17 protein-coding genes and 1 tRNA gene are annotated in these 20681 nt (G+C 70.7%); 7 read left to right on the top strand and 11 right to left on the bottom strand.

The features are described 5' to 3' along the window. Nucleotides 1–19 precede the first annotated feature (19 nt). The 5 genes from RM812_RS24325 to RM812_RS24305 all read left to right on the top strand — a co-directional run bounded on the left by RM812_RS24325 (nt 20) and on the right by RM812_RS24305 (nt 6711). Nucleotides 20–1342 carry an ABC transporter substrate-binding protein gene (locus tag RM812_RS24325; RefSeq protein WP_311575491.1) on the top strand — a complete coding sequence of 441 codons (1323 nt, stop codon included), beginning with the start codon at nt 20–22 and terminating at the stop codon, nt 1340–1342. 592 nt (nt 1343–1934) lie between these two features. Continuing rightward, entirely contained in the window at nt 1935–2930 is a 996-nt protein-coding gene (locus RM812_RS24320; protein ID WP_311575489.1) for a carbohydrate ABC transporter permease, read from the top strand. A 14-nt stretch (nt 2931–2944) separates the two neighbouring features. After that, nucleotides 2945–3868 (top strand): carbohydrate ABC transporter permease, encoded by a 924-nt coding sequence (locus tag RM812_RS24315; protein WP_311575486.1) that lies wholly within the window; start codon nt 2945–2947, stop codon nt 3866–3868. Nucleotides 3869–4019: 151 nt separating this feature from the next. Next, nucleotides 4020–5477, top strand: coding sequence for a GH1 family beta-glucosidase (locus RM812_RS24310; protein ID WP_311575483.1), 1458 nt, complete (start codon nt 4020–4022; stop codon nt 5475–5477). A gap of 178 nt (nt 5478–5655) precedes the next feature. Continuing rightward, the gene (locus RM812_RS24305; protein ID WP_311575480.1) at nt 5656–6711 is read left to right on the top strand and encodes a LacI family DNA-binding transcriptional regulator; all 1056 of its coding nucleotides are present in this window, start codon (nt 5656–5658) and stop codon (nt 6709–6711) included. Between the two features lie 84 nt (nt 6712–6795). On the opposite strand, the gene RM812_RS24300 is transcribed toward RM812_RS24305, so the two are convergent. From RM812_RS24300 to RM812_RS24285, 4 genes are all read right to left on the bottom strand, one after another. After that, nucleotides 6796–6868 (bottom strand) — tRNA-His (locus tag RM812_RS24300). 122 nt (nt 6869–6990) lie between these two features. Further along, nucleotides 6991–7593: an oligoribonuclease gene (gene orn / locus RM812_RS24295; protein WP_311575477.1), complete on the bottom strand. Its 603-nt coding sequence runs from the start codon at nt 7591–7593 to the stop codon at nt 6991–6993. Nucleotides 7594–7980: 387 nt separating this feature from the next. Next, the gene (locus RM812_RS24290) at nt 7981–9186 is read right to left on the bottom strand and encodes a helix-turn-helix domain-containing protein (RefSeq protein ID WP_311575474.1); all 1206 of its coding nucleotides are present in this window, start codon (nt 9184–9186) and stop codon (nt 7981–7983) included. Nucleotides 9187–9572: 386 nt separating this feature from the next. Beyond that, entirely contained in the window at nt 9573–9857 is a 285-nt protein-coding gene (locus tag RM812_RS24285; RefSeq protein ID WP_311575471.1) for a hypothetical protein, read from the bottom strand. Nucleotides 9858–10160: 303 nt separating this feature from the next. Here RM812_RS24285 and RM812_RS24280 point away from each other — a divergent pair, with 303 nt between their 5' ends. Then, on the top strand, nt 10161–10688 hold the full coding sequence (locus RM812_RS24280) for a universal stress protein (RefSeq protein WP_311575469.1): 528 nt from the start codon (nt 10161–10163) through the stop codon (nt 10686–10688). Nucleotides 10689–10765: 77 nt separating this feature from the next. Here RM812_RS24280 and glmS read toward each other — a convergent pair whose 3' ends face one another. The 3 genes from glmS to RM812_RS24265 all read right to left on the bottom strand — a co-directional run bounded on the left by glmS (nt 10766) and on the right by RM812_RS24265 (nt 13842). Then, nucleotides 10766–12583: a glutamine--fructose-6-phosphate transaminase (isomerizing) gene (gene glmS, locus RM812_RS24275; RefSeq protein WP_311575466.1), complete on the bottom strand. Its 1818-nt coding sequence runs from the start codon at nt 12581–12583 to the stop codon at nt 10766–10768. A gap of 13 nt (nt 12584–12596) precedes the next feature. Continuing rightward, on the bottom strand, nt 12597–12854 hold the full coding sequence (locus RM812_RS24270; protein ID WP_311575464.1) for a hypothetical protein: 258 nt from the start codon (nt 12852–12854) through the stop codon (nt 12597–12599). Between the two features lie 100 nt (nt 12855–12954). Then, entirely contained in the window at nt 12955–13842 is an 888-nt protein-coding gene (locus RM812_RS24265) for a DUF4429 domain-containing protein (RefSeq protein WP_311575461.1), read from the bottom strand. A gap of 123 nt (nt 13843–13965) precedes the next feature. Here RM812_RS24265 and RM812_RS24260 point away from each other — a divergent pair, with 123 nt between their 5' ends. Then, complete coding sequence (locus RM812_RS24260) at nt 13966–15576, top strand: beta-N-acetylhexosaminidase (RefSeq protein WP_311575458.1); 1611 nt, start codon at nt 13966–13968, stop codon at nt 15574–15576. 67 nt (nt 15577–15643) lie between these two features. On the opposite strand, the gene RM812_RS24255 is transcribed toward RM812_RS24260, so the two are convergent. The 4 genes from RM812_RS24255 to desA are packed head-to-tail and all read right to left on the bottom strand — an operon-like array spanning nt 15644 to nt 20658. Next, nucleotides 15644–17413, bottom strand: coding sequence for an IucA/IucC family protein (locus tag RM812_RS24255; RefSeq protein ID WP_311575456.1), 1770 nt, complete (start codon nt 17411–17413; stop codon nt 15644–15646). Then, nucleotides 17410–17955: a GNAT family N-acetyltransferase gene (locus RM812_RS24250; RefSeq protein WP_311575453.1), complete on the bottom strand. Its 546-nt coding sequence runs from the start codon at nt 17953–17955 to the stop codon at nt 17410–17412. The genes RM812_RS24255 and RM812_RS24250 overlap by 4 nt, the downstream gene beginning before the upstream one ends. Next, nucleotides 17952–19232 (bottom strand): lysine N(6)-hydroxylase/L-ornithine N(5)-oxygenase family protein, encoded by a 1281-nt coding sequence (locus RM812_RS24245; protein WP_311575450.1) that lies wholly within the window; start codon nt 19230–19232, stop codon nt 17952–17954. Before RM812_RS24245 ends, RM812_RS24250 begins: the two co-directional genes overlap by 4 nt. After that, a complete protein-coding gene (gene desA / locus RM812_RS24240; RefSeq protein WP_311575447.1) occupies nt 19216–20658 on the bottom strand; it encodes a lysine decarboxylase DesA in 1443 nt (480 codons plus the stop codon). Before desA ends, RM812_RS24245 begins: the two co-directional genes overlap by 17 nt. Between the last annotated feature and the right edge of the window lie 23 nt (nt 20659–20681).

The following is a 20681-nucleotide window of genomic DNA, read 5'->3' as shown; positions in this document are numbered from 1 at the left end:
TGGAACAAGGAGTAGTGGAATGCGCATCACCCGAACCGGCGGCGGTCGCGGCCGCAGAGCAGCGGTCCTGACCACGTCGGTCCTGACGGCCTCGGCCCTGCTGCTGACCGGCTGCAGCAGCGACGACAGCGACTCGGACGCCTCGGACTCCGACGGGAAGATCACCCTCAAGGTGGCCGACTACGGGCAGTTCGGCTACAAGGAAGCCGGCCTGTTCGAGAAGTACCAGCAGCTTCACCCGAACATCGAGGTGAAGGAGGAGACCACCGCCAACGAGCAGGACTACTACCCGAAGCTCCTTCAGCAGCTGAACTCGGGCAGTGGCCTGGGAGACGTCGTCGGGGTCGAGATCGCCCGCATCAAGGAGGTCGTGGACACCCAGGCGGGCAAGTTCACCGACCTCAAGGGCGCCATCGACACCAGCCAGTGGGTCGAGTGGAAGGCCAAGCAGGCCACCACCAAGGACGGCCAGGTCATCGGCGCCGGCACCGACATCGGCCCGATCTCCCTCTGCTACCGCAGGGATCTCTTCGAGAAGGCGGGCCTGCCGACCGACCGCGAGGAGGTCGCCAAGGCGGTCTCCGGCGGCTGGGAGGACTACCTCAAGCTCGGTGAGCAGTACCAGGCGAAGGCGCCCAAGGGCACCTACTTCATGGACTCCGCCAGCGCCATGTTCAACGGTGTCGTCAGCTCCGCCGAGAGCCAGTACTACGACGCCGACGGCAAGGCGATCTACAAGGACAGCCCGCCGGTGCAGAAGGGCTGGAACCTCGCCGCCCAGGCCGCGGACAAGAAGCTGACCCAGGGCCTGCCGCAGTTCCAGGACCCCTGGAAGGCGGCGCTGCGCAAGGGCAGCGTGGCCACCGTCGTGTGCCCCGCCTGGATGGCGCTGCAGATCCAGAACTACTCCGGCAACGACTTCGCGGGCAAGTGGGACATCTCGCGTGCGCCCGGTGCGACCGCGGCCAACTGGGGCGGTTCCTTCCTGACCGTGCCCAAGAGCGGTAAGCACGTCAAGGAGGCCACCGAGCTGGTCAAGTGGCTGACCGCGCCCGAGCAGCAGGCCGCCGTGTTCAAGGCCGTCGGTGTCTTCCCGTCCAACAAGGGCGCCTACGACCTCCCCGAGGTGAAGGACGGCAAGCTCGCGTACTTCAACAACGCCCCCGTCGGCCAGATCTACGCCGAGGAGGCCAAGACCATCCCGGTGGCGGTGCTCGGCCCGAAGGACGGCGTGATCAAGGACACGATCTCCCGTGAGATCAACAACATGGAGCAGCGCGGCACCAAGCCCGACAAGGCCTGGGACGCGGCGACCGAGGCGATCGACAAGGCCATCGGCTGACCCGCGCACGGTGCGGGCGGTTCAACCAGCCGCCCCGCACCGCCCGTACCGTGCGCACCGGGGGCCGTGAGGAACGACGGCCCCCGCCCGCAGGCGCGGGGGCGCCCGCAGCAGACCCGGCCGTCCTCGGCGGGTCTGCTGCGCGGCGTGGGATCCGCGCCCGCGCCGGGGGAGGCACACCGCCCCGCCCCGGCGCGCGGGCCAAGCCGTGTCTCCCCCACCTGAACGGCCGGTGAGTTCCCGGGGGGCACGGGCGGGGACAGGGCACCGACCCACTCGAGCGAAGGCGAGAGCGGGGGAGGCACCCCGGAAACGTCGGCCGCACCCCGGGACGCCCCCGATCCGCTGATCCGCTGACTCGTTGATTCGCTCCGACCACCTCGACCACTCTCTCCCGGCACCCGCCACCGGCACCACGTGCCGGGTCCCGCGCCGCACGCGCCGCCGACCACCCCGCGCACCGCAGACCGACCGTCGCGCGGGCCGCCCGGCCCCCGCCGAGCCGCGCGGGCGGGGACCGGGCGCCGGCCAGCCTCCCGCCCCTACCCGGCCCGACGTCCCAGGCCCGACCTCCCAGGGAAGGACTCCCTCCGTGGCAACGACAACCCCCACACGGGGTGCCCACAACCCGCCGCCCACCGGCGGCTCCCACGCCGCGTCCAAGGAACGCAGCGCGTGGCGTGCGCGACTGTGGCGCCTCGACGACAAGGCGTCGCCGTACGCGTACATCGCCCCCTTCTTCCTCATCTTCGGCGCCTTCGGGCTCTACCCGCTCCTCTACACCGGCTGGATCGCCCTGCACCGGGTGGAGATGACGAGTCTCGACCAGTCCGAGTGGGTCGGCTTCGACAACTTCACCAAGATCCTCCAGGACTCCGAGTTCTGGACGGCCGTCTCCAACACCTTCATCATCGGCGTCATCTCGACCGTCCCGCAGCTGCTGGTCGCCCTGGGCCTGGCCCACCTGCTCAACTACAAGCTGCGCGCCAGCACCTTCTGGCGCACGATCATCCTCACCCCGTACGCCACCTCGGTCGCGACCGCGGCCCTCGTCTTCGCCCTGGTGTTCCGGGCCGACGGCGGCCTCATCAACTGGGTGCTGAGTTTCGTCGGCGTCGACAACGTCGACTGGGGCAGCGGCCACTGGACGTCCAAGATCGCCATCTCGGTCATCGTGATCTGGCGCTGGACCGGCTACAACGCCCTGATCTACCTGGCGGCCATGCAGGCCGTGCCGACCGACCTGTACGAGGCGGCCTCGATCGACGGCGCCTCGCGCTGGCAGCAGTTCCGCAAGGTGACCATCCCCGCGCTGCGGCCGACGATCCTGTTCACCATCGTCATCTCGACGATCGGCTCCATGCAGCTGTTCGGTGAGCCGCTGCTGCTGGAGGGCGGCACGCTCGGCTCCGTCGGCGGCAGCGAGCACCAGTACGAGACGCTCAGCATCTATCTCTTCAACTACGGCTGGAAGCTGGGCCACCTGGGTCCGGCCGCCGCCGTGGCCTGGGCCATGCTCGTCCTGCTGCTGCTCATCGCCCTGATCAACTGGATCGTCAGCCGGTTCGTGCGCAAGAGCGCGGCCTGACGGGAGCGACAACGATGACCACGACAAGTACTCCCTACAAGACCGCCTCGGGCCCGGCCCACGCGACCGAGCCCCCCGGCCCCGGCGGCAAGGGCCGCCGCCTCAGGATCGGCGCCGGCCAGCAGCTCAAGGGCGGCCCCTTCACCTACCTCGCGCTGATCGTCATCGGCCTGGGGTCCGTCTTCCCCCTGTACTGGACGCTGGTGGCCGCGTCGCACGACCAGCAGAAGGTCCTCGACAACCCGCCGCCGTTCCTCCCGGGCGGCAGGCTGTTCAGCAACCTCGAAGCGGCCTGGGAACAGGCCAACCTCGGCAAGGCCATCGTCAACAGCGCCATCGTGGCCGGCTCCATCACCGTGGCCACGCTGTTCTTCTGCACGCTGGCCGGCTACGCCTTCGCCAAGATGCGCTTCCGCGGCCGGAACGTGCTGATGACCGCGGTCATCGCCACGCTCACCATCCCGCCGCAGCTCAGCGTCGTGCCGCTGTTCATGATGATGTCGGACATCGGCTGGGGCGGGAAGCTGGAGTCGGTGATCTTCCCGACGCTGGTGGGTGCCTTCGGTGTCTTCTTCATGCGCCAGTACCTGATCGAGGCCCTGCCGTACGAACTCATCGAGGCGGCCAAGGTGGACGGGGCGAGCAACTTCCGCATCGTGTGGAGCGTCGTCCTGCCCGTGGCCCGGCCCGCGATGATGGTGCTCGGCATGCTCACCTTCGTCCAGGCCTGGAACGACTTCTTCTGGCCGTTCCTCGCCCTGAGCCAGGAGAACCCCACCATCCAGGTCGCGCTCGGCCAGCTCAGCGCCTCCTACACCCCCGACCAGAGCATCGTCATGGCCGGAGCGCTGATCAGCACACTGCCGCTGCTGGTGGTCTTCGTCGTCTTCGGCAAGCAGATCGTCGGAGGCATCATGGCGGGCGCCGTCAAGGGCTGAGCCCGGTTCACCCACCCCTCCACCGGCAGGGCCCGACCCGCACTCGGGCCCTGCCGGACCCGGGCGCCCACCCCCCGCGCCCCGCCTTCCCCCCCAGCTGCCGGACCCCGCCGTCCGGCCCTTCCTCACGCCATTTGGGAGCGTTCTCACCATGACCGCCGTACGACCCGAGACCCCCGCCCAGCAGGCCACCGCCACCTCCTTCCCGACGGGCTTCGTCTGGGGCGCCGCCACCGCCGCCTACCAGGTGGAGGGCGCCGCCGCCGAGGACGGCCGCACGCCCTCGATCTGGGACACCTTCAGCCACACCCCCGGCAAGGTCCTCAACGGCGACACCGGTGACATCGCCGCCGACCACTACCACCGGTACCGCGACGACGTGGCGCTGATGAAGGACCTCGGCCTGAAGGCGTACCGTTTCTCCGTCTCCTGGTCCCGGGTCCAGCCCACCGGCCGCGGCCCCGCCGTCGAACGCGGCCTGGACTTCTACCGCCGCCTCACCGACGAGCTCCTCGAGGCGGGCATCACCCCGGTCGCCACCCTCTACCACTGGGACCTGCCCCAGGAGCTGGAGGACGCCGGCGGCTGGCCGCACCGCGACACCACCGACCGCTTCGCCGAGTACGCCGACATCATGGCCCGCGCCCTCGGCGACCGCGTCGGCGTGTGGACCACCCTCAACGAACCGTGGTGCAGCGCCTTCCTGGGCTACGGCTCCGGCGTGCACGCCCCCGGCCGCACCGACCCCGCCGCCACCCTGCGCGCCGCCCACCACCTCAACCTGGCCCACGGCAAGGCGGTCGGCGCCCTGCGCGCGGTCCTGCCGTCGACCGCCCAGACCTCCATCACCCTCAACCTGCACCAGGTACGCCCCCTCACCGACGCCCCCGAGGACGCCGAGGCGGCCCGCCGCATCGACGCGGTCGGCAACCGGATCTTCACCGGGCCCCTGCTCGACGGCAGCTACCCCGCGGACCTGATCGCCGACACCGCCCACCTCGTCGACTGGAACGACCTGGTGAAGGACGGCGACCTGGCGGAGATCTCCCGGCCGATCGACGTGCTCGGCGTCAACTACTACTCGCCGACCGTGGTCTCCCAGCCCGCCGAGGGCCGCGGCACCACCCGGAACGACGGCCACGGCGCGAGCGACCACTCCCCGTGGACCGGCGCCGGGGACGTCGCCTTCCACCTCGCCAACGACGACCTCACCGCGATGAACTGGGCCATCGACGCGGACGGACTGCACACCCTGCTGACCGGCCTGGCGAAGTCCCACCCCGGCCTGGCGCTGATGGTCACCGAGAACGGCGCCGCCTTCGACGACTACGTCTCCCCCGAGGGCCGGGTCAACGACCCGCAGCGCATCGCCTACCTCCGGTCCCACCTGGACGCCGTCCACCGGGCCGTCGCCGACGGCGCGGACGTACGCGGCTACTTCCTGTGGTCCCTGCTGGACAACTTCGAGTGGTCCTACGGCTACTCGAAGCGCTTCGGCGCCGTCTACGTCGACTACTCCACCCAGCGCCGCATCCCCAAGGCGAGCGCCCACTGGTACGCCGACGTGATCCGGCACAACGCGCTGCCCGCCACCGGCGAACACGCCTGAGGCGCACCGCATCTCCACCGTGGGGGCGCGACCGGGTCTCCGGCCGCGCCCCCACGGTCCCGTCACCGGCACGGAGGGCGGAATTCCGCTGCCCGCGAGGGACGATGGGGGTCCGGGGGGACCACGGTCGGGGCTGTTACATTCCTGGCCTGACAGCTGCGAGGGAAGGGCGACGACCATGGCGGTCAACGGTGGGCGGAGCCGGGGCGTCAGACGCCCCACCCTGGAGGAGGTGGCCGTCCGGGCCGGTGTCGGCCGCGGCACGGTCTCCCGGGTGATCAACGGCTCGCCCCGGGTCAGCGACGCGACCCGGGCGGCCGTCGAGGCGGCCGTCGCGGAACTGGGCTACGTCCCGAACACCGCCGCCCGCGCGCTCGCCGCCAACCGCACCGACGCGATCGCCCTGGTCGTCCCCGAGCCGGAGACCCGGTTCTTCGCCGAGCCCTACTTCTCGGACATGCTGCGCGGTGTCGGCGCTGAGATCACCGACACCGAGATGCAACTGCTGCTGATCTTCGCGGGCAGCGACCGGGAACGGCAGCGGCTCGCCCAGTACCTGGCCGCGCACCGGGTGGACGGCGTGCTGCTGGTCTCGGTGCACGCCGACGACCCGCTGCCCGACATGCTGGCCCAACTGGAGATCCCCGCGGTGATCAGCGGCCCGCGCTCGGCGGCGGAGACCCTGGCCTCCGTGGACTCCGACAACTACGGCGGCGCCCGCTCGGCCGTCGAGCACCTGATGTCCCGGGGCCGCCGCCGCATAGCCCACATCACCGGCCACCTCGACGTCTACGGCGCCCAGCGGCGCGTCGACGGCTACCGCGACGCCCTGCGCGACGCGGGACTCGGCGCCGCGGACGAGCTGATCGAGGTGGGGGACTTCACCGAGGAGGGCGGCCGGCGTGCGATGACGGAGCTGCTGCGCCGCTGCCCGGATCTGGACGCGGTCTTCGCCGCCTCGGACGTGACCGCGGCCGGCGCCCGCCAGGCCCTGCGTGAGGCGGGCCGGCGCATCCCGGAGGACGTCGCACTGGTCGGCTACGACGACTCGGCCATCGCCCGCCACCTGGACCCGCCGCTGACCAGCGTCCGGCAGCCCATCGAGGAGATGGGCCGCGCGATGATCGACCTGCTGCTCACCGAGATCGCGGACCGCCGGCCGGCTGGGGCGCGGGAGCGGGAGCGGCACCAGGTGGTGCTGGCGACGGAGCTGGTGCAGCGCGCGTCGTCGTGAGCGAGGGGCGCGCGCGGGGGCCGCGCGCGCCCCAACGCAAACAGCCGGTGACCTTCTTCCGAAGGTCACCGGCTGCTCACTCAGGGTGAGTGACGGGACTTGAACCCGCGGCATCCTGGACCACAACCAGGTGCTCTACCAGCTGAGCTACACCCACCAAGGCCGGTGGTCGAATCCCGTGTGGCGGGGTTCCCCGACCGGCTGAGAAAAAGTGTACAGGGTCCGAAGGGGTGCTCGCGCCAGCCTTTCGTGTCGCCGCTTCCCCGGGCCCCGTCGTCCCTACTGTGCGGGCAGGACGTGCTTCGCGGCGATGGCCTTGGCGGTGTCGGAGTCGGGGCCGGGCTGCGGGACGAAGACGGCTTCCCGGTAGTAGCGCAGCTCGGCGATGGACTCGCGGATGTCGGCCAGGGCGCGGTGGTTGCCGTTCTTCTCGGGGCTGTTGAAGTACGCCCGCGGGTACCAGCGGCGGGCCAGCTCCTTGATCGAGGAGACGTCGACGATCCGGTAGTGGAGGTAGTCCTCCAGCGTGGGCATGTCCCGCAGCAGGAAGCCCCGGTCGGTGCCGACCGAGTTGCCGCACAGCGGGGCCTTGCCCGGCTCCTTCACGTGCTCCCGTACATACGCCAGGACCTGCGCCTCGGCGTCCGCCAGCGTCGTGCCGCCGTCGAGCTCCGCGAGCAGGCCGGACGCGGTGTGCATCTGACGCACCACCTCCGGCATCGTCTCCAGGGCCCGCTCCGGCGGACGGATGACGATGTCGACGCCTTCGCCGAGTACGTTCAGCTCGGAGTCGGTGACGAGGGCGGCAACCTCGATGAGAGCGTCGTCGGACAGCGAGAGGCCGGTCATCTCGCAGTCGATCCACACCATGCGATCGTTCATGTTGGACACCCTACGGCTGACGTCCCCCGCCCGGACCCCCGGCGTCGGTGCGGGCCGCACGGGGGCTGCCGTCCCCGGGTCCCCGTGTCGGCCTGGAGGGCCTCGTCCTCAGACGCCGGACGGCTGGGTGGGCCGGCTCGCCCGGCGTGGGAGGGCCGGGGCGGGGCCGCTCGCCGGGTGTCGGACGGCGTCGGTGCGGGCCGCACGGGGGCTGCCGTCCCCGGGTCCCCGTGTCGGCCTGGAGGGCCTCGTCCTCAGACGCCGGACGGCTGGGTGGGCCGGCTCGCCCGGCGTGGGAGGGCCGGGGCGGGGCCGCTCGCCCGGTGTGGGGTGGTGCTCGGGCGCCGGACGGGGTGCTCCGGCCCGTCCGGCGGCTCGAGTGTCACGTCACGGCGCGCTGCGCTGGCCCGGCAGGCTCGCCGTCGCCGCCGGGAGCGGTGGCGACGTGCGGCGGGTCTGGAACGGGACCGCGCTCTCCGGCGGCAGGCCGGCCGGCTGCTGGCCCCCCTCGGCCGGGACGGGCACCCGGGAGGCTCCCGCGAGGCCGGCCTCCGGGTCCACCGGCCGGTCGCCCTGGGGGCGGCGTGCCCGGTAGGCCGCCCGGTAGGCGGCCGGGGACGAACCCAGCTGCCGGCGGAAGTGGCCGCGCAGGGCCACCGGCGAGCGGAAGCCGCAGCGGCCCGCGACCTCGTCCACCGAGTAGTCGGACGTCTCCAGCAGGCGCTGCGCCTGGAGCACCCGCTGGGTGATCAGCCACTGCAACGGCGCGCTGCCGGTCAGCGAGCGGAAGCGGCGGTCGAAGGTCCGCCGGCTCATGTACGCGCGCGCCGCCAGCGTCTCCACGTCGAACTGCTCGTGGAGGTGCTCCAGCGCCCAGGCGACGACCTCGGCGAGCGGGTCGGCGCCGATCTCCTCCGGTAAAGACCGGTCGAGGTAGCGCTCCTGGCCGCCCGAGCGGCGCGGGGGGACCACCAGGCGGCGGGCCAGCGCGCCGGCCGCCTCGTTGCCGTGGTCCGTGCGCACGATGTGCAGGCACAGATCGATGCCGGCCGCCGTGCCCGCCGACGTCAGGACGTCGCCGTCGTCCACGAACAGCTCGCGCGGATCGACGTGCACCGACGGGTAGCGCTTGGCCAGCGTCGGTGCGTACATCCAGTGGGTGGTGGCGGGACGGCCGTCCAGCAGGCCGGCCGCCGCGAGTACGAAGGCGCCGGTGCACAGTCCGACGATGCGGGCGCCTTCCTCGTGCGCCCGGCGCAGTGCGTCGAGCGCGTCCTCCGGTGGCGGTGAGGTGATCGACCGCCAGGCGGGCACCACGACGGTGCCGGCCCGGGAGATCGCCTCCAGGCCCTGCGGCGCGGTGAGTTCGAGGCCCCCTGTGGTCCGCAGCGGGCCTTCCTCACCGGCGCACACCAGTAGTCGGTAGCGCGGCACGCCGGCGTCCTGGCGGTCGATCCCGAACACCGACAGCGGTATGGAACTCTCGAAGATGGGGCCGCCGCTGAACAGCAGCACCGCGACGATCTCCTTGCGGCGTCGCCCGGAGAGCTTCCGGGCCGCGGCTTCCGGCGCGGCAGTGGAGTCGTGGCTCATACTGCTAAGCCCCCCTCGGTGGTCGCGGCGCCCTCAACCTTTCGGGTCTGTCGCTCCAACACGTTTCCCCTCGGTCCTGCACGAGTCCCCCGCCGTAGACAGTCAAGATCGAATCTACTGCGTCCCATCACGCCGAGGTGGCCGGTTCGGCACTTGGGACATTGTCGACATGGCAACTTGGCGTGAAGCAGTCGATCACGAAGCGTTGCACTCCGGAACGCCCCAGGGAAGTGCGCCTTGTCGCAGTGGCCAATCCCCGTAGGGTGCGCAGGGGGCCGGAGACCCTGTCCGTGCAGGTGGAACGGGGGTTGGGGGGTGGTTCGGACCGGGTATGCGCCACCTTCAGAAGTTGGCTGAAAACAAGCGGCAGCGTGCGCGGAAACCGGTCAGTCGACCGGTGTGTTTTTCTCTCCGCCGGGCTGCCGGGCCGCGCGGCGCTCCGACCGGCGCAGCAGCAGCCGGCAGGCGCCGGTGACGGCGGCCAGGCCGACGGCCGTACCGGCGGCGTCGGCGAAGGAGGTGCCGTACCAGAGAAGCAGGAGCGGGACGAGGAAGCAGCTGAACGCCGCCCAGCGGACGAGATCGGTGACGCCGGACCGGGGTGGCGCCGTCGGTTCGGGAGTGCCGGGCGGACCGGACGGCGGCTCGGCGGGCTGGTGCGGTGGGGACATGCGTGCTCCCTGTGGCTGGCGGCATGGAGATCAACGCGCGTCCGGCGTGTCGGTCACGACCGCTCACGCCTGGTCACGGCATGTTGAATCCCGCGCAAACCGCCTGTACAGCGCAGCAACCATTGCGTTACGGGCGCCCCCTCGTGCATGCTCCGGGGAACCCGCGGCGGACCATGCGCGGGATCTGGGAGAAGGAGGCGTGCCGCCGTACCCTTGCGGGTATGGGCTTGGGAAGACGATTCCCGGACACAGCTCCACCGCTCACTGATGTCCCCCATAAAGGATAAAAACGCCGAGACAGCCATGGCCGGTCACGAATTCTTCGAACCCGCGGACCGCAAGCGGCCCGTCGCCGAACCTACGGCGGCCGAGCCCCTGGCGGCCGAAGAGCCGCGCAAGTCGTGCGACCCAGCCTTCAAGCACGGCGTCGTCGTCGGCTTCGACGGCTCCACCTCCAGTGAGCGCGCCCTCGCGTACGCCATCGGCATGGCATCGCGGCTGGGCTCGGGCCTGGTCATCGTCCATGTCGCCAACCGGCTGCCCACCACGGTGTGGGCGGGCTGCGAACCCCCCGTCTTCGTCGACGTGCCGGACCACCGCACCGAGGTCCTGGGCCTGGAGCTGGCGTGCGCGGACTATCTCGCCGAGGTGCCCTGGATCCTGGTCGAGCGCGGCGGCGACATCTGCCACGAACTCGAAGAGGTGGGCCGGGAGTACGAGGCGGACGCGATCGTCGTCGGCTCCAGCCACGGCCTGGTGGGCCGGCTCTTCGGCTCCGTCGCGGGACGCCTCGCCAAGCGGGCGCAGCGGCCCGTGGTGGTCATTCCCTGACGGCCGGGTGACCCGAGGACGACGCGAACGGCCCCGCACGCGCACGTGCGGGGCCGTTCGGCCGTTCGGCCGGTGTGCTACTCCACCGTCACCGACTTGGCGAGGTTGCGGGGCTTGTCGATGTCCCGGCCCAGGGCCAGGGCGGTGTGGTAGGCGAGGAGTTGGAGGGGGATGCCCATCAGGATGGGGTCCAGTTCGTCCTCGTTCTTCGGGACGACGATGGTGTGGTCGGCCTTCTCCTGCTCCCGGTGGGCGACGGCGAGGATCTGGCCGCTGCGGGCCTTGATCTCCTCCATGGCCGCGCGGTTCTTCTCCAGCAGGTCGTCGTCCGGCACGATCGCGACCGTCGGCAGGGCGGGCTCTATGAGGGCGAGCGGGCCGTGCTTGAGCTCGGAGGCGGGGTAGGCCTCGGCGTGGATGTACGAGACCTCCTTGAGCTTCAGGGAGGCCTCGCGGGCGACCGGGTAGCCCCGGACGCGGCCGATGAAGAGCATCGAGCGGGCGTCGGCGTACTGCGCGGCCAGCTTCTTGATGTCCTCCTCCTGCTCCAGCATCTCGGCGATCTGCGCGGGCAGCTTGCGCAGGCCCTCGATGATCCGCTTGCCGTCGCGCACGGACAGGTCGCGGGTGCGGCCCAGGTGCAGGGCGAGCAGCGCGAAGGCGACGCAGGTGTTGGTGAAGCACTTGGTGGACACGACGCAGACCTCGGGGCCGGCGTGCACGTACATGCCGCCGTCCGCCTCGCGGGCGATCGCCGAGCCGACGACGTTGACGACGCCGAGCACCCGGGCGCCCTTGCGCTTCAGCTCCTGCACCGCGGCCAGCACGTCGTACGTCTCACCGGACTGCGAGACCGCGATGTACAGGGTGTCGGGGTCCACGACCGCGTTGCGGTACCGGAACTCGGAGGCGGGCTCGGCGTCCGCGGGGATGCGGGCCAGCTCCTCGATCATCTGGGCGCCGATCTGGCCCGCGTGGTACGAGGTGCCGCAGCCGAGGATCTTCACGCGGCGCACGGCGCGCGCCTCGCGGGCGTCCAGGTTGAGGCCGCCGAGGTGCACGGTGGAGAAGCGGTCGTCGATCCGGCCGCGCAGCACGCGGTCCACGGCCTCGGCCTGCTCGTGGATCTCCTTGTGCATGTAGGTGTCGTGGCCGCCCATGTCGTAGGAGGCGGCCTCCCACTCCACGGTGGTCGGCTCGGAGGTGGTGCGGGTGCCCTCGGTGGTGTAGGTGCGGAAGTCGTCGGCCTTGAGGGTGGCCATCTCGCCGTCGTCGAGGGTGACTATCTGCCGGGTGTGGGCGACCAGCGCGGCGATGTCCGAGGCGACGAACATCTCCTTCTCGCCGATGCCGAGGACGACCGGCGAGCCGTTGCGGGCGACGACGATGCGCTCGGGGAAGTCGGCGTGCATCACGGCGATGCCGTAGGTGCCCTCGATGAGCCGGAGGATCTCGCGGACCTTGTCCTCGAGCTTCTCGGCCTCCGAGCGGGCGATGAGGTGGACGAGCACCTCGGTGTCGGTCTCGGAGAGGAACTCGACGCCGTCCGCCTCCAGCTTGCGGCGCAGGTCGGCGGCGTTGTCGATGATGCCGTTGTGGACGACGGCGACCTTGTTGTCGGCCGACATGTGCGGGTGGGCGTTGACGTCGGACGGGGCGCCGTGGGTGGCCCAGCGGGTGTGGGCGATGCCGGTGGTGCCCTTGAAGCGCGCCGGGACCTTGGCCTCCAGGTCGCGGACCCGGCCCTTGGCCTTGACCATCTTCAGGCCGGCCGCCTTCGGGGACGTGACGACGATGCCCGCCGAGTCGTAGCCGCGGTACTCCAGGCGCTGGAGGCCCTCGAGGAGCAGGGGCGCGACGTCACGCTTGCCGATGTATCCGACGATTCCGCACATGTAAACGTATTCCTCAGCCGTAGACGATGCGGCGCAGCTGTCGGAGCGAGAGCTCCGGCGGTGCCACCGCCCGGTATTTCAGTTCCGCCTCGATCCGTTCGAAGATCGTCGCGTTCACCAGGCCCTGGGCCTGGAGCTCGCGGTGGCGGCGACGGACGTATTCCTCGGTCGTCTCGTCGAAGTAGGCGAGCACGTCCTGGATCACGCGCAGCGCCTCGCCCCGGTTGAGGGGGGTGGAGCGCGTCAGATGATCAACGAGTTCGTCGTGCACCCGGTAGATCCTGGGGTACGGGTGAGGGTTTCGCAAGAATCTTGCCCGATTTCGGGCAGGAGTGACTGCGGGGTGCCCGCGATTCGCCCCAGGGTGGGGTCTACATCCGTTTCAGCACCGCCTGCTTGGCCAGGGTGAACTCCTCGTCCGTCAGCACCCCCGAGCGGTGCAGCTCGCCCAGCTCCCGCAGCCGTCGCAGCAGCGCGTCGTGGTCGTCCTCGGCGGCGGGGGCCGGGGCGGGCGTGTCCTCGGAGGGGCGGGCGTCCTCCAGGGCGGCGGCGGCCGGTGCGGCGGGGTGCGGGAGCCGGGCCTGCACGGCGGCGGCGACCAGCGCCATCAGCGGGTCCTTCTTGAAACCCCACAACTCCACCGCGTCGGGGTCGTACTTGGGCGGCGCCTTGGTCGGCGCGGCCCGCACGGTGAAGCGCAGGTGGCCGTTCTCCAGGCCGACCGACGGCTGCCACTCCACGGCGACGATGTCGGCGAGGGGCAGGGTGCGCGGGCCGGCCGCCGACTTGGAGTCCTCGGCCTGCCACTTCCACTCCAGGCGTACGCGCTCGCCGTCGAAGCTCGCGACGCCGTCCCCGGCGGAGACCGACAGCGGGACGGAGGGGCCGGGCAGCAGGTAGGCGTCCACCGGGCCGGACGGAACCTGGTCCAGCAGCAGCGCGTTGCGCACCTCGTCCGCGAAGTACTCGGCGACGCCGTACCGGTCGGACTCCACGATCAGCTGGTACGGGTCGTGCGGCTCGGTGAGCCGGCCGCCGGTCGCGTGCAGCAGCGGGTCGGCGCCGTCCCGCAGGCGCAGCCGCAGCCGCCCGGACTTCTTGCCCTGCTCGAACGATATGCCCGCCAACGCGGCCAGCGGGACGAGCAGTTCACCCAGTTCCCTGCGGAGCAGACCGACGTTCTTGTCCCGCCCGGGAGTCAGCCGCAGGGTGTCGCCGTCGAAGACCCACGTTCCGTCCTTCTGGATGATTTCCGCCATGAGCAGATTGTTTCATCCGCTTCTGTGTACGACGGTTGTGCGGGAGAGTGGTCTACACCCATCTCCACACCCATCTCCGCACCCATGTTCAAACTCATCCGAACCATCGCGAAGGGAGCGCACGTGATACCTCATCGACGGCACCACAGAACGACTCCCCGACTGCCCCGGCTTCTGGGATCGCTGCTGCTGGTGGCGGCGGCCTGCGCCGTCGCCGTCGGCGCTGCGCCGGCCCGGGAGACGGCCACGACGTCCCTGGACCACGTGATCCCGGCCCCCGCCTCGGTCGACCCGGGCGGCGCCCCGTACCGCATCACCCGCGGCACCCACATCCGCGTCGACGACTCGCGTGAGGCCCGCCGCGTCGGCGACTACCTCGCGGACGTCCTGCGGCCCTCCACCGGCTACCGACTGCCCGTCACCTCCCACGGTCACGGCGGCATACAACTGCGCCTGGGCAAGGGTTCGTACGGCGACGAGGGCTACCGCCTCGACAGCGGACGCTCCGGCGTCACCATCACCGCGGGCAAGGCGGCCGGACTCTTCCACGGCGTCCAGACCCTCCGCCAGCTCCTGCCCGCCGCCGTCGAGAGGGACTCGGTGCAGCCCGGCCCCTGGCTGGTCGCGGGCGGCACCATCGAGGACACCCCGCGCTACGGCTGGCGCGGCGCGATGCTGGACGTCTCCCGGCACTTCTTCACCGTCGACGAGGTCAAGCGGTACATCGACCGGATCGCCCTCTACAAGTACAACAAGCTCCACCTGCACCTCAGCGACGACCAGGGCTGGCGCATCGCCATCGACTCCTGGCCGCGCCTGGCGACCTACGGCGGCTCCACGGAGGTCGGCGGCGGACCCGGCGGCCACTACACCAAGGCCGACTACAAGGAGATCGTCCGCTACGCCGCCTCCCGCCACCTGGAGGTCGTGCCCGAGATCGACATGCCGGGCCACACCAACGCGGCCCTCGCCTCCTACGCCGAGCTGAACTGCGACGGCGTGGCACCTCCGCTGTACACCGGCACCAAGGTCGGCTTCAGCTCGCTGTGCGTGGACAAGGAGATCACGTACGACTTCGTGGACGACGTCGTCCGCGAGATCGCCGCGCTCACCCCGGGCCGCTACCTCCACATCGGCGGCGACGAGGCGCACTCCACCCCGCACGACGACTTCGTGGCGTTCATGGACCGGGTGCAGCCGGTCGTCGCGAAGTACGGCAAGACCGTCGTCGGCTGGCACCAGCTGACCGGCGCCACCCCGGCCGAGGGGGCGCTCACCCAGTACTGGGGCCTGGACCGCACCAGTGACGCGGAGAAGGCCCAGGTCGCCAAGGCCGCCCAGAACGGGACCGGGCTGATCCTGTCCCCGGCCGACCGGACGTACCTGGACATGAAGTACACCAAGGACACCCCGCTGGGGCTGTCCTGGGCGGGCTACGTCGAGGTGCAGCGGTCCTACGACTGGGACCCGGCCGCCTACCTGCCGGGCGCCCCCGCCTCCGCGATCCGGGGTGTCGAGGCGCCGCTGTGGACGGAGACCCTCGACAGGCCCGAGCAGCTCGAGTACATGGCCTTCCCGAGGCTGCCCGGCGTCGCCGAGCTGGGCTGGTCCCCGGCGGCCACGCACGACTGGGACGCCTACAAGGTGCGGCTCGCCGCCCAGGCGCCGCGCTGGGAGGCGCTGGGGATCGACTACTACCGGTCGCCGCAGGTGCCCTGGCCGGCCGAGGAGTAGCCACCGAAAGCCCGACGGGCACCCCGGAGGACCGTCTCCGGGGTGCCCGCCCGTTCGTACGGGGCCCTCACAGGCCCGCGATGGGGTTCCTCAGGTCGCCGACCAGCTGGAGCGCGCCGGACGGGTCCGCCAGGTCCACCATCTGCCGGTTGTCGCGCAGCTGGAGCCGGTTGAGGCAGGACAGCGCGAACTCGGGCGCGAACATGTCGTACTGGGCGAACTTGTCGGCCAGCTCCGGCACCGACTCCTGGTAGGCGCGGGTGACCTCCGCCACCGTCCGCCAGAAGGCGTCCTCCTCGACGATCCCCTCCTCGGCGAGGTTCGCGGCGAGGAAGCGGAAGAAGCAGTCGAAGACGTCCGTGAAGATCGACAGGAGCTTCTTGTCGTCGGGCACGTCCACGGCGATGCGGGCGACCTCCGGCGGCAGCACCGCGTCCGGGTCCATCACCGCGATCTCCTCGGCGATGTCCTTGTAGATCGCGCGCTGCACGACCCCGTCCTTCAGGACCAGGATCACGTTCTCGCCGTGCGGCATGTAGACCAGGTCGTAGGCGTAGAAGCTGTGCAGCAGCGGGACGTAGTAGGCCCGCAGGTAGTGCCGCAGCCACTCGGCGGGCGTGAGCCCGGACCGCTCGATCAGCGCGCCCGCGAAGGAGGCGCCCTCGTGGTCGACGTGGACGAGGGAGGCCATGGTGGCGAGCGTCTCGCCGTCCTGGAGGGACGGCACCGGGCTCTCCCGCCACAGCGCCGCCAGCATCTTGCGGTACGGCGAGTAGCGGTCGGTGGCCTTCTCGTACTCCAGGTGCCGGTAGCCGACGGCCGCCCGCTCCCGGATGATGCTCAGGCCCGTCGACCTCATCACCGGGTCGCCCTCGATGAGCTGCGCCAGCCAGTCGTTGATGGCCGGCGTCGCCTCCATGTAGGCCGCCGACAGGCCGCGCATGAAGCCCATGTTGAGGACGGACAGGGCCGTCTTCACGTAGTGCTTCCCGGGGTGCGAGGTGTTGAAGAAGGTGCGGATGGACTGCTGGGCCAGGTACTCGTCGTCGCCCTCGCCGAGGCAGACCAGGTGCCCGCGGGCGACCTCGGCGGCGAAGGTGACGGTGAGCTTGTTCCACCACTGCCAGGGGTGGACCGGGATGAACAGGTAGTCGGCCGGGTCCAGGCCCCGCTCGCGCAGGACGCCGTGGAAGCGGTCGACGGTCGCCCCGCCCAGCTCGTCCCGCACGAACGACTCGTACTCGATGCCCACGCCCGCCGTGAACGCCGCCCGCGAGCGGTGTGCGGCCAGCCACACCAGCCGGACCGGGCTCGCGGTCTCGGGGGCGTACGACAGGTACTCGTGGATGCCGAAGCCGAGCCGCCCGTTGTTGGCGACGAAGCAGGGGTGGCCCTCGGTCATGCCGGTCTCGACGGCCTGGAAGTCGCCCTTCGCCAGCTCGGCGGAGGTGACCTGCGGCTTGGTGAGCTTGTAGCAGGTGCCGGAGAGGGTGGAGGAGATCTCCTCCAGGTAGACGGGCAGGATCTCGTCGCTCAGACCCAGCGACTCCTTCAGCTCGATGAAGAAGTCCAGGGCGGCGAGCGGGAGGTCGGCGCCGTCCCGGTGCCGGGTGATCGAGGCGGCGTCCACCTGCCAGTGGTCCAGGGCGCGGACGGTGGCGGTGAAGCGGTAGCGGGTCAGGCCGTCGTCGCTGCGGACGACGTACGCTTCGCCGTCCCGTTCGGGCGTGATCAGGCGCTCGTGCGTGAACTCGGCCAGCGCCTTGCGGACCAGGAGGCGGTTGGCCTGCTCCCAGCGTTCGGGGGAGAGGTGGGCCACGGCGTCGGCGAGGCTCATGCGGGCACCCCCGTCGCCGCGAGGCTGTGCCTGTTGAAGAAGCGGTCCCGGGTGCAGAAGCTGAGGAGCGCCTTCTTCTCCGGCTTCTGGATCTCGCGCTCCGGGACGAAGCCGACGGCCTCGTTCAGAGCGTGGACGGCCTTGTTGCCGACGTCCGGTTCGACGACCACCCGCCGGGTGGCGGGGTCCTCGAAGAGGTGCGCCATGACGGCGGTGATGACGGCGCGGGTGAAACCCCGCACCGGCCGGTCCGTCGGCGGCGTGAGGAAGTGCATGCCGACGTCCCCGGGGAGCGGCTCGTACAGGCCCACCAGTTCGCGGTGGGCGGGGTCGTACTTCTCCATCAGGAAGGCGGGCTCGCCCTCCTGGAGACCGAGCAGGGCGTGGTGGTGCTCGTCGGCGGCTATCTCCATGTACGCGCGCTCGACGTCCTCCAGTTTCGCGTCCTGCATCATCCAGAAGGCGGCCTTGGGGTGGGTTACCCAGGTGTGCAGGAGCTCGGCGTCCTTCAGCGGGTCGAGGGGGCGGAACGTGAAGGTCATGCGGAGAACTCCTGGAACGCGATGGTCTTCTCGACCGGGTAGTACTCGGTGCCGAGCAGCTCCCGGACGATGCAGCTGTTGCGGTAGGCACCCATACCCAGGTCGGGACTGGTGATGCTGTGGGTGTGGACGCCGGCGTTCTGGAGGAAGACGCCGCTGCCCGTGACGTCGACGGCGTAGTTGCGGGCCACGTCGAAGTTGCCCCGGGAGTCGTAGCGCAGCCGGTCCCGGACGGGCTTGAGGAACTCCGGCTCGGCGTACTGGTAGCCGGTGGCCAGGATCAGGCCGTCCGAGGTCAGCTCGAAGTCCTTGCCCTGCTCCTCCTGACGGAAGCCCAGCGTGTAGGTGCCGTCCGCGTACCGGGCGCTGGTCAGCGCCGAGTTGGTGAGCAGGCGGGTGGGGACCGGGCCGCCGAGTCTCTTCTGGTAGAGCAGGTCGAAGATCTCGTTGACCAGGTCGCCGTCGATGCCCTTGAACAGGCCCTTCTGCTCGGCCGTGAGGCGGTAGCGGGTGTCCTCCGGGAGCGCGTGGTAGTAGTCCACGTACTCCGGTGAGGTCATCTCCAGCGTGAGCTTGGTGTACTCCAGCGGGAAGAAGCGCGGGGAGCGCGTCACCCAGTTCAGCCGGTAGCCGTGGACGTCGATCTCGCCGAGCAGGTCGTAGTAGATCTCGGCGGCGGACTGGCCGCTGCCGACCAGCGTGATCGAGTCCTTCTTCTGCAGCTCCGCCTTGTGCTGCATGTAGCGGGAGTTGTGGATGAAGTCCCCGGCCAGGCCCCGGCAAGCGTCGGGGATGTGCGGCGGGGTGCCGGTGCCGAGGACCAGGCGGCGGGCGCGGTAGGTGTCGCCGCCCGTGGTCGCGACGACGTAGAGCTCGTCCCGCTCGTCGTACGTCACCTCGGTGACCGTCGTGGAGAAGCGGACGCTGCTGAGCCTGTTCGCGGCCCAGCGGCAGTAGTCGTCGTACTCGACCCGCAGCGGGTAGAAGTTCTCGCGGATGTAGAACGAGTACAGCCGGCCCTTCTCCTTCAGGTAGTTGAGGAAGGAGTACGGGGACGTCGGGTCGGCGAGCGTGACCAGGTCCGACATGAACGGGGTCTGGAGGTGGGCGCCGTCCAGGAACATGCCGGAGTGCCACTCGAAGTCCGGCTTGGACTCCAGGAAGACGCCGTTCAGCTCGGCGATGGGCTCGGTGAGGCAGGCGAGGCCGAGGTTGAAGGGGCCGAGGCCGATCCCCACGAAGTCATACGTCGTTGCGGCTTCAGGAAGCGCGGTCAAGGGAGTCTCCCAGGTACTGCTCGGCGTGGCCGGCGATCAGGTCGAGGACGGCGGCGATGTCGGCCGTGGTCGTCTCGGGGTTGAGCAGGGTGAACTTCAGGTAGTGGCGTCCGGCCACCTTGGTGCCCGCGACCACGGCGTCGCCGGAGGCGAACAGGGCCTTGCGGGCGTAGAGGTTGGCGCGGTCGGTCTCGGCGGGGTCGGTGACGGCCGCCGGTATGTAGCGGAAGACCAGGGTGGACAGGCTCGGCTCGACGACCACGTCGAAGCGGGGGTCGGCGGCGAGCAGTTTCCAGCCCTCGGCGGCGAGGTCGCACACCTCGTCGAAGAGCTGTCCGATGCCGTCGGCGCCCATCACGCGCAGCGTCATCCACAGCTTGAGCGCGTCGAAGCGGCGGGTGGTCTGGAGGGACTTGTCCACCTGGTTGGGGATACGTTCCTGCACCATGCGGCGCGGGTTGAGGTACTCCGCGTGGTAGGTGGCGTGGCGCAGGGTGGCCGCGTCCCGGACCAGTACGGCGGACGAACTCACCGGCTGGAAGAAGGACTTGTGGTAGTCCACGGTGACCGAGTCGGCCCGCTCGATGCCGGTGAGGCGGTCCCGGTACTTCAGCGAGGCGAGCAGTCCGCAGCCGTAGGCGGCGTCCACGTGCATCCACGCGCCGTACTGCTCGCACAGCCCGGCGATCTCGGGCAGCGGGTCGATGGAGCCGAAGTCGGTGGTGCCGGCGGTGGCGACGACGGCCATGGGGACGAGGCCGGCCTCGGTGCAGCGCTCCAGCTCGCGGGCGAGGGCGACGGTCTGCATGCGCTTGTCGTGGTCGACGGGGATCGACACGACGGCGTCGGGACCGAGGCCGAGCAGTTTCGCGGACTTCTGCACGCTGAAGTGGCTGACCTCGGAGGCGAAGATCCGGAGTTTCGCGAGCTCGTCGGTCTTGGCCTCCTCGCGGGCCAGCAGCAGCGCCTGGAGGTTGGACTGCGTGCCTCCGGAGGTGAACACGCCGTCGGCCGCCGGGCCGAGGCCGATGCGGTCCGTGGTCCAGTCGATCAGCTTGCGCTCGATGAGCGTGCCGCCGGCCGACTGGTCCCAGGTGTCCAGGGAGGAGTTGACGGCGGACAGCACCGCCTCGCCGAGCACGGCCGGGATGACGACCGGGCAGTTGAGGTGGGCGAGGTAGCGGGGGTGGTGGAAGTAGACGGCGTCGCGGAGGTAGACGTCCTCCAGCTCGTCGAGGACCGCGGCCGTGTCGTGCAGCGGCCGGTCGAGGTCGATCGCGTCGATGCGGGGGGAGAGGGCGTCGACCGTGACGCCGGTGAACGGGCGGTCGGTGGTGGCGAGTTTGGCGGCCACCCGCTCGACTCCTTGGATCACGGAGCGGCGGTACTGCTCCGCGGTGGTGTCGTTGAGCAGGTGCGAGCGCATGGTGGGGGTCCTCCGGTGGGGAC

It is taken from the genome of Streptomyces lancefieldiae, assembly GCF_031845825.1.
Classification (GTDB): domain Bacteria; phylum Actinomycetota; class Actinomycetes; order Streptomycetales; family Streptomycetaceae; genus Streptomyces; species Streptomyces lancefieldiae.
Note: the sequence above shows the minus strand (reverse complement) of the source record. Positions and strands in the feature narration are given on the sequence as shown.

What these genes read in the sequence shown, in the direction of transcription:
- RM812_RS24325 (WP_311575491.1), top strand. Translation starts at nt 20, where the DNA reads ATGCGCATCACCCGAACCGGCGGCGGTCGCGGCCGCAGAGCAGCGGTC.
- RM812_RS24315 (WP_311575486.1), top strand. Translation starts at nt 2,945, where the DNA reads ATGACCACGACAAGTACTCCCTACAAGACCGCCTCGGGCCCGGCCCAC.
- RM812_RS24310 (WP_311575483.1), top strand. Translation starts at nt 4,020, where the DNA reads ATGACCGCCGTACGACCCGAGACCCCCGCCCAGCAGGCCACCGCCACC.
- RM812_RS24305 (WP_311575480.1), top strand. Translation starts at nt 5,656, where the DNA reads ATGGCGGTCAACGGTGGGCGGAGCCGGGGCGTCAGACGCCCCACCCTG.
- orn (WP_311575477.1), bottom strand. Translation starts at nt 7,593, where the DNA reads ATGAACGATCGCATGGTGTGGATCGACTGCGAGATGACCGGCCTCTCG.
- RM812_RS24290 (WP_311575474.1), bottom strand. Translation starts at nt 9,186, where the DNA reads ATGAGCCACGACTCCACTGCCGCGCCGGAAGCCGCGGCCCGGAAGCTC.
- RM812_RS24285 (WP_311575471.1), bottom strand. Translation starts at nt 9,857, where the DNA reads ATGTCCCCACCGCACCAGCCCGCCGAGCCGCCGTCCGGTCCGCCCGGC.
- RM812_RS24280 (WP_311575469.1), top strand. Translation starts at nt 10,161, where the DNA reads ATGGCCGGTCACGAATTCTTCGAACCCGCGGACCGCAAGCGGCCCGTC.
- glmS (WP_311575466.1), bottom strand. Translation starts at nt 12,583, where the DNA reads ATGTGCGGAATCGTCGGATACATCGGCAAGCGTGACGTCGCGCCCCTG.
- RM812_RS24265 (WP_311575461.1), bottom strand. Translation starts at nt 13,842, where the DNA reads ATGGCGGAAATCATCCAGAAGGACGGAACGTGGGTCTTCGACGGCGAC.
- RM812_RS24255 (WP_311575456.1), bottom strand. Translation starts at nt 17,413, where the DNA reads ATGAGCCTCGCCGACGCCGTGGCCCACCTCTCCCCCGAACGCTGGGAG.
- RM812_RS24250 (WP_311575453.1), bottom strand. Translation starts at nt 17,955, where the DNA reads ATGACCTTCACGTTCCGCCCCCTCGACCCGCTGAAGGACGCCGAGCTC.
- desA (WP_311575447.1), bottom strand. Translation starts at nt 20,658, where the DNA reads ATGCGCTCGCACCTGCTCAACGACACCACCGCGGAGCAGTACCGCCGC.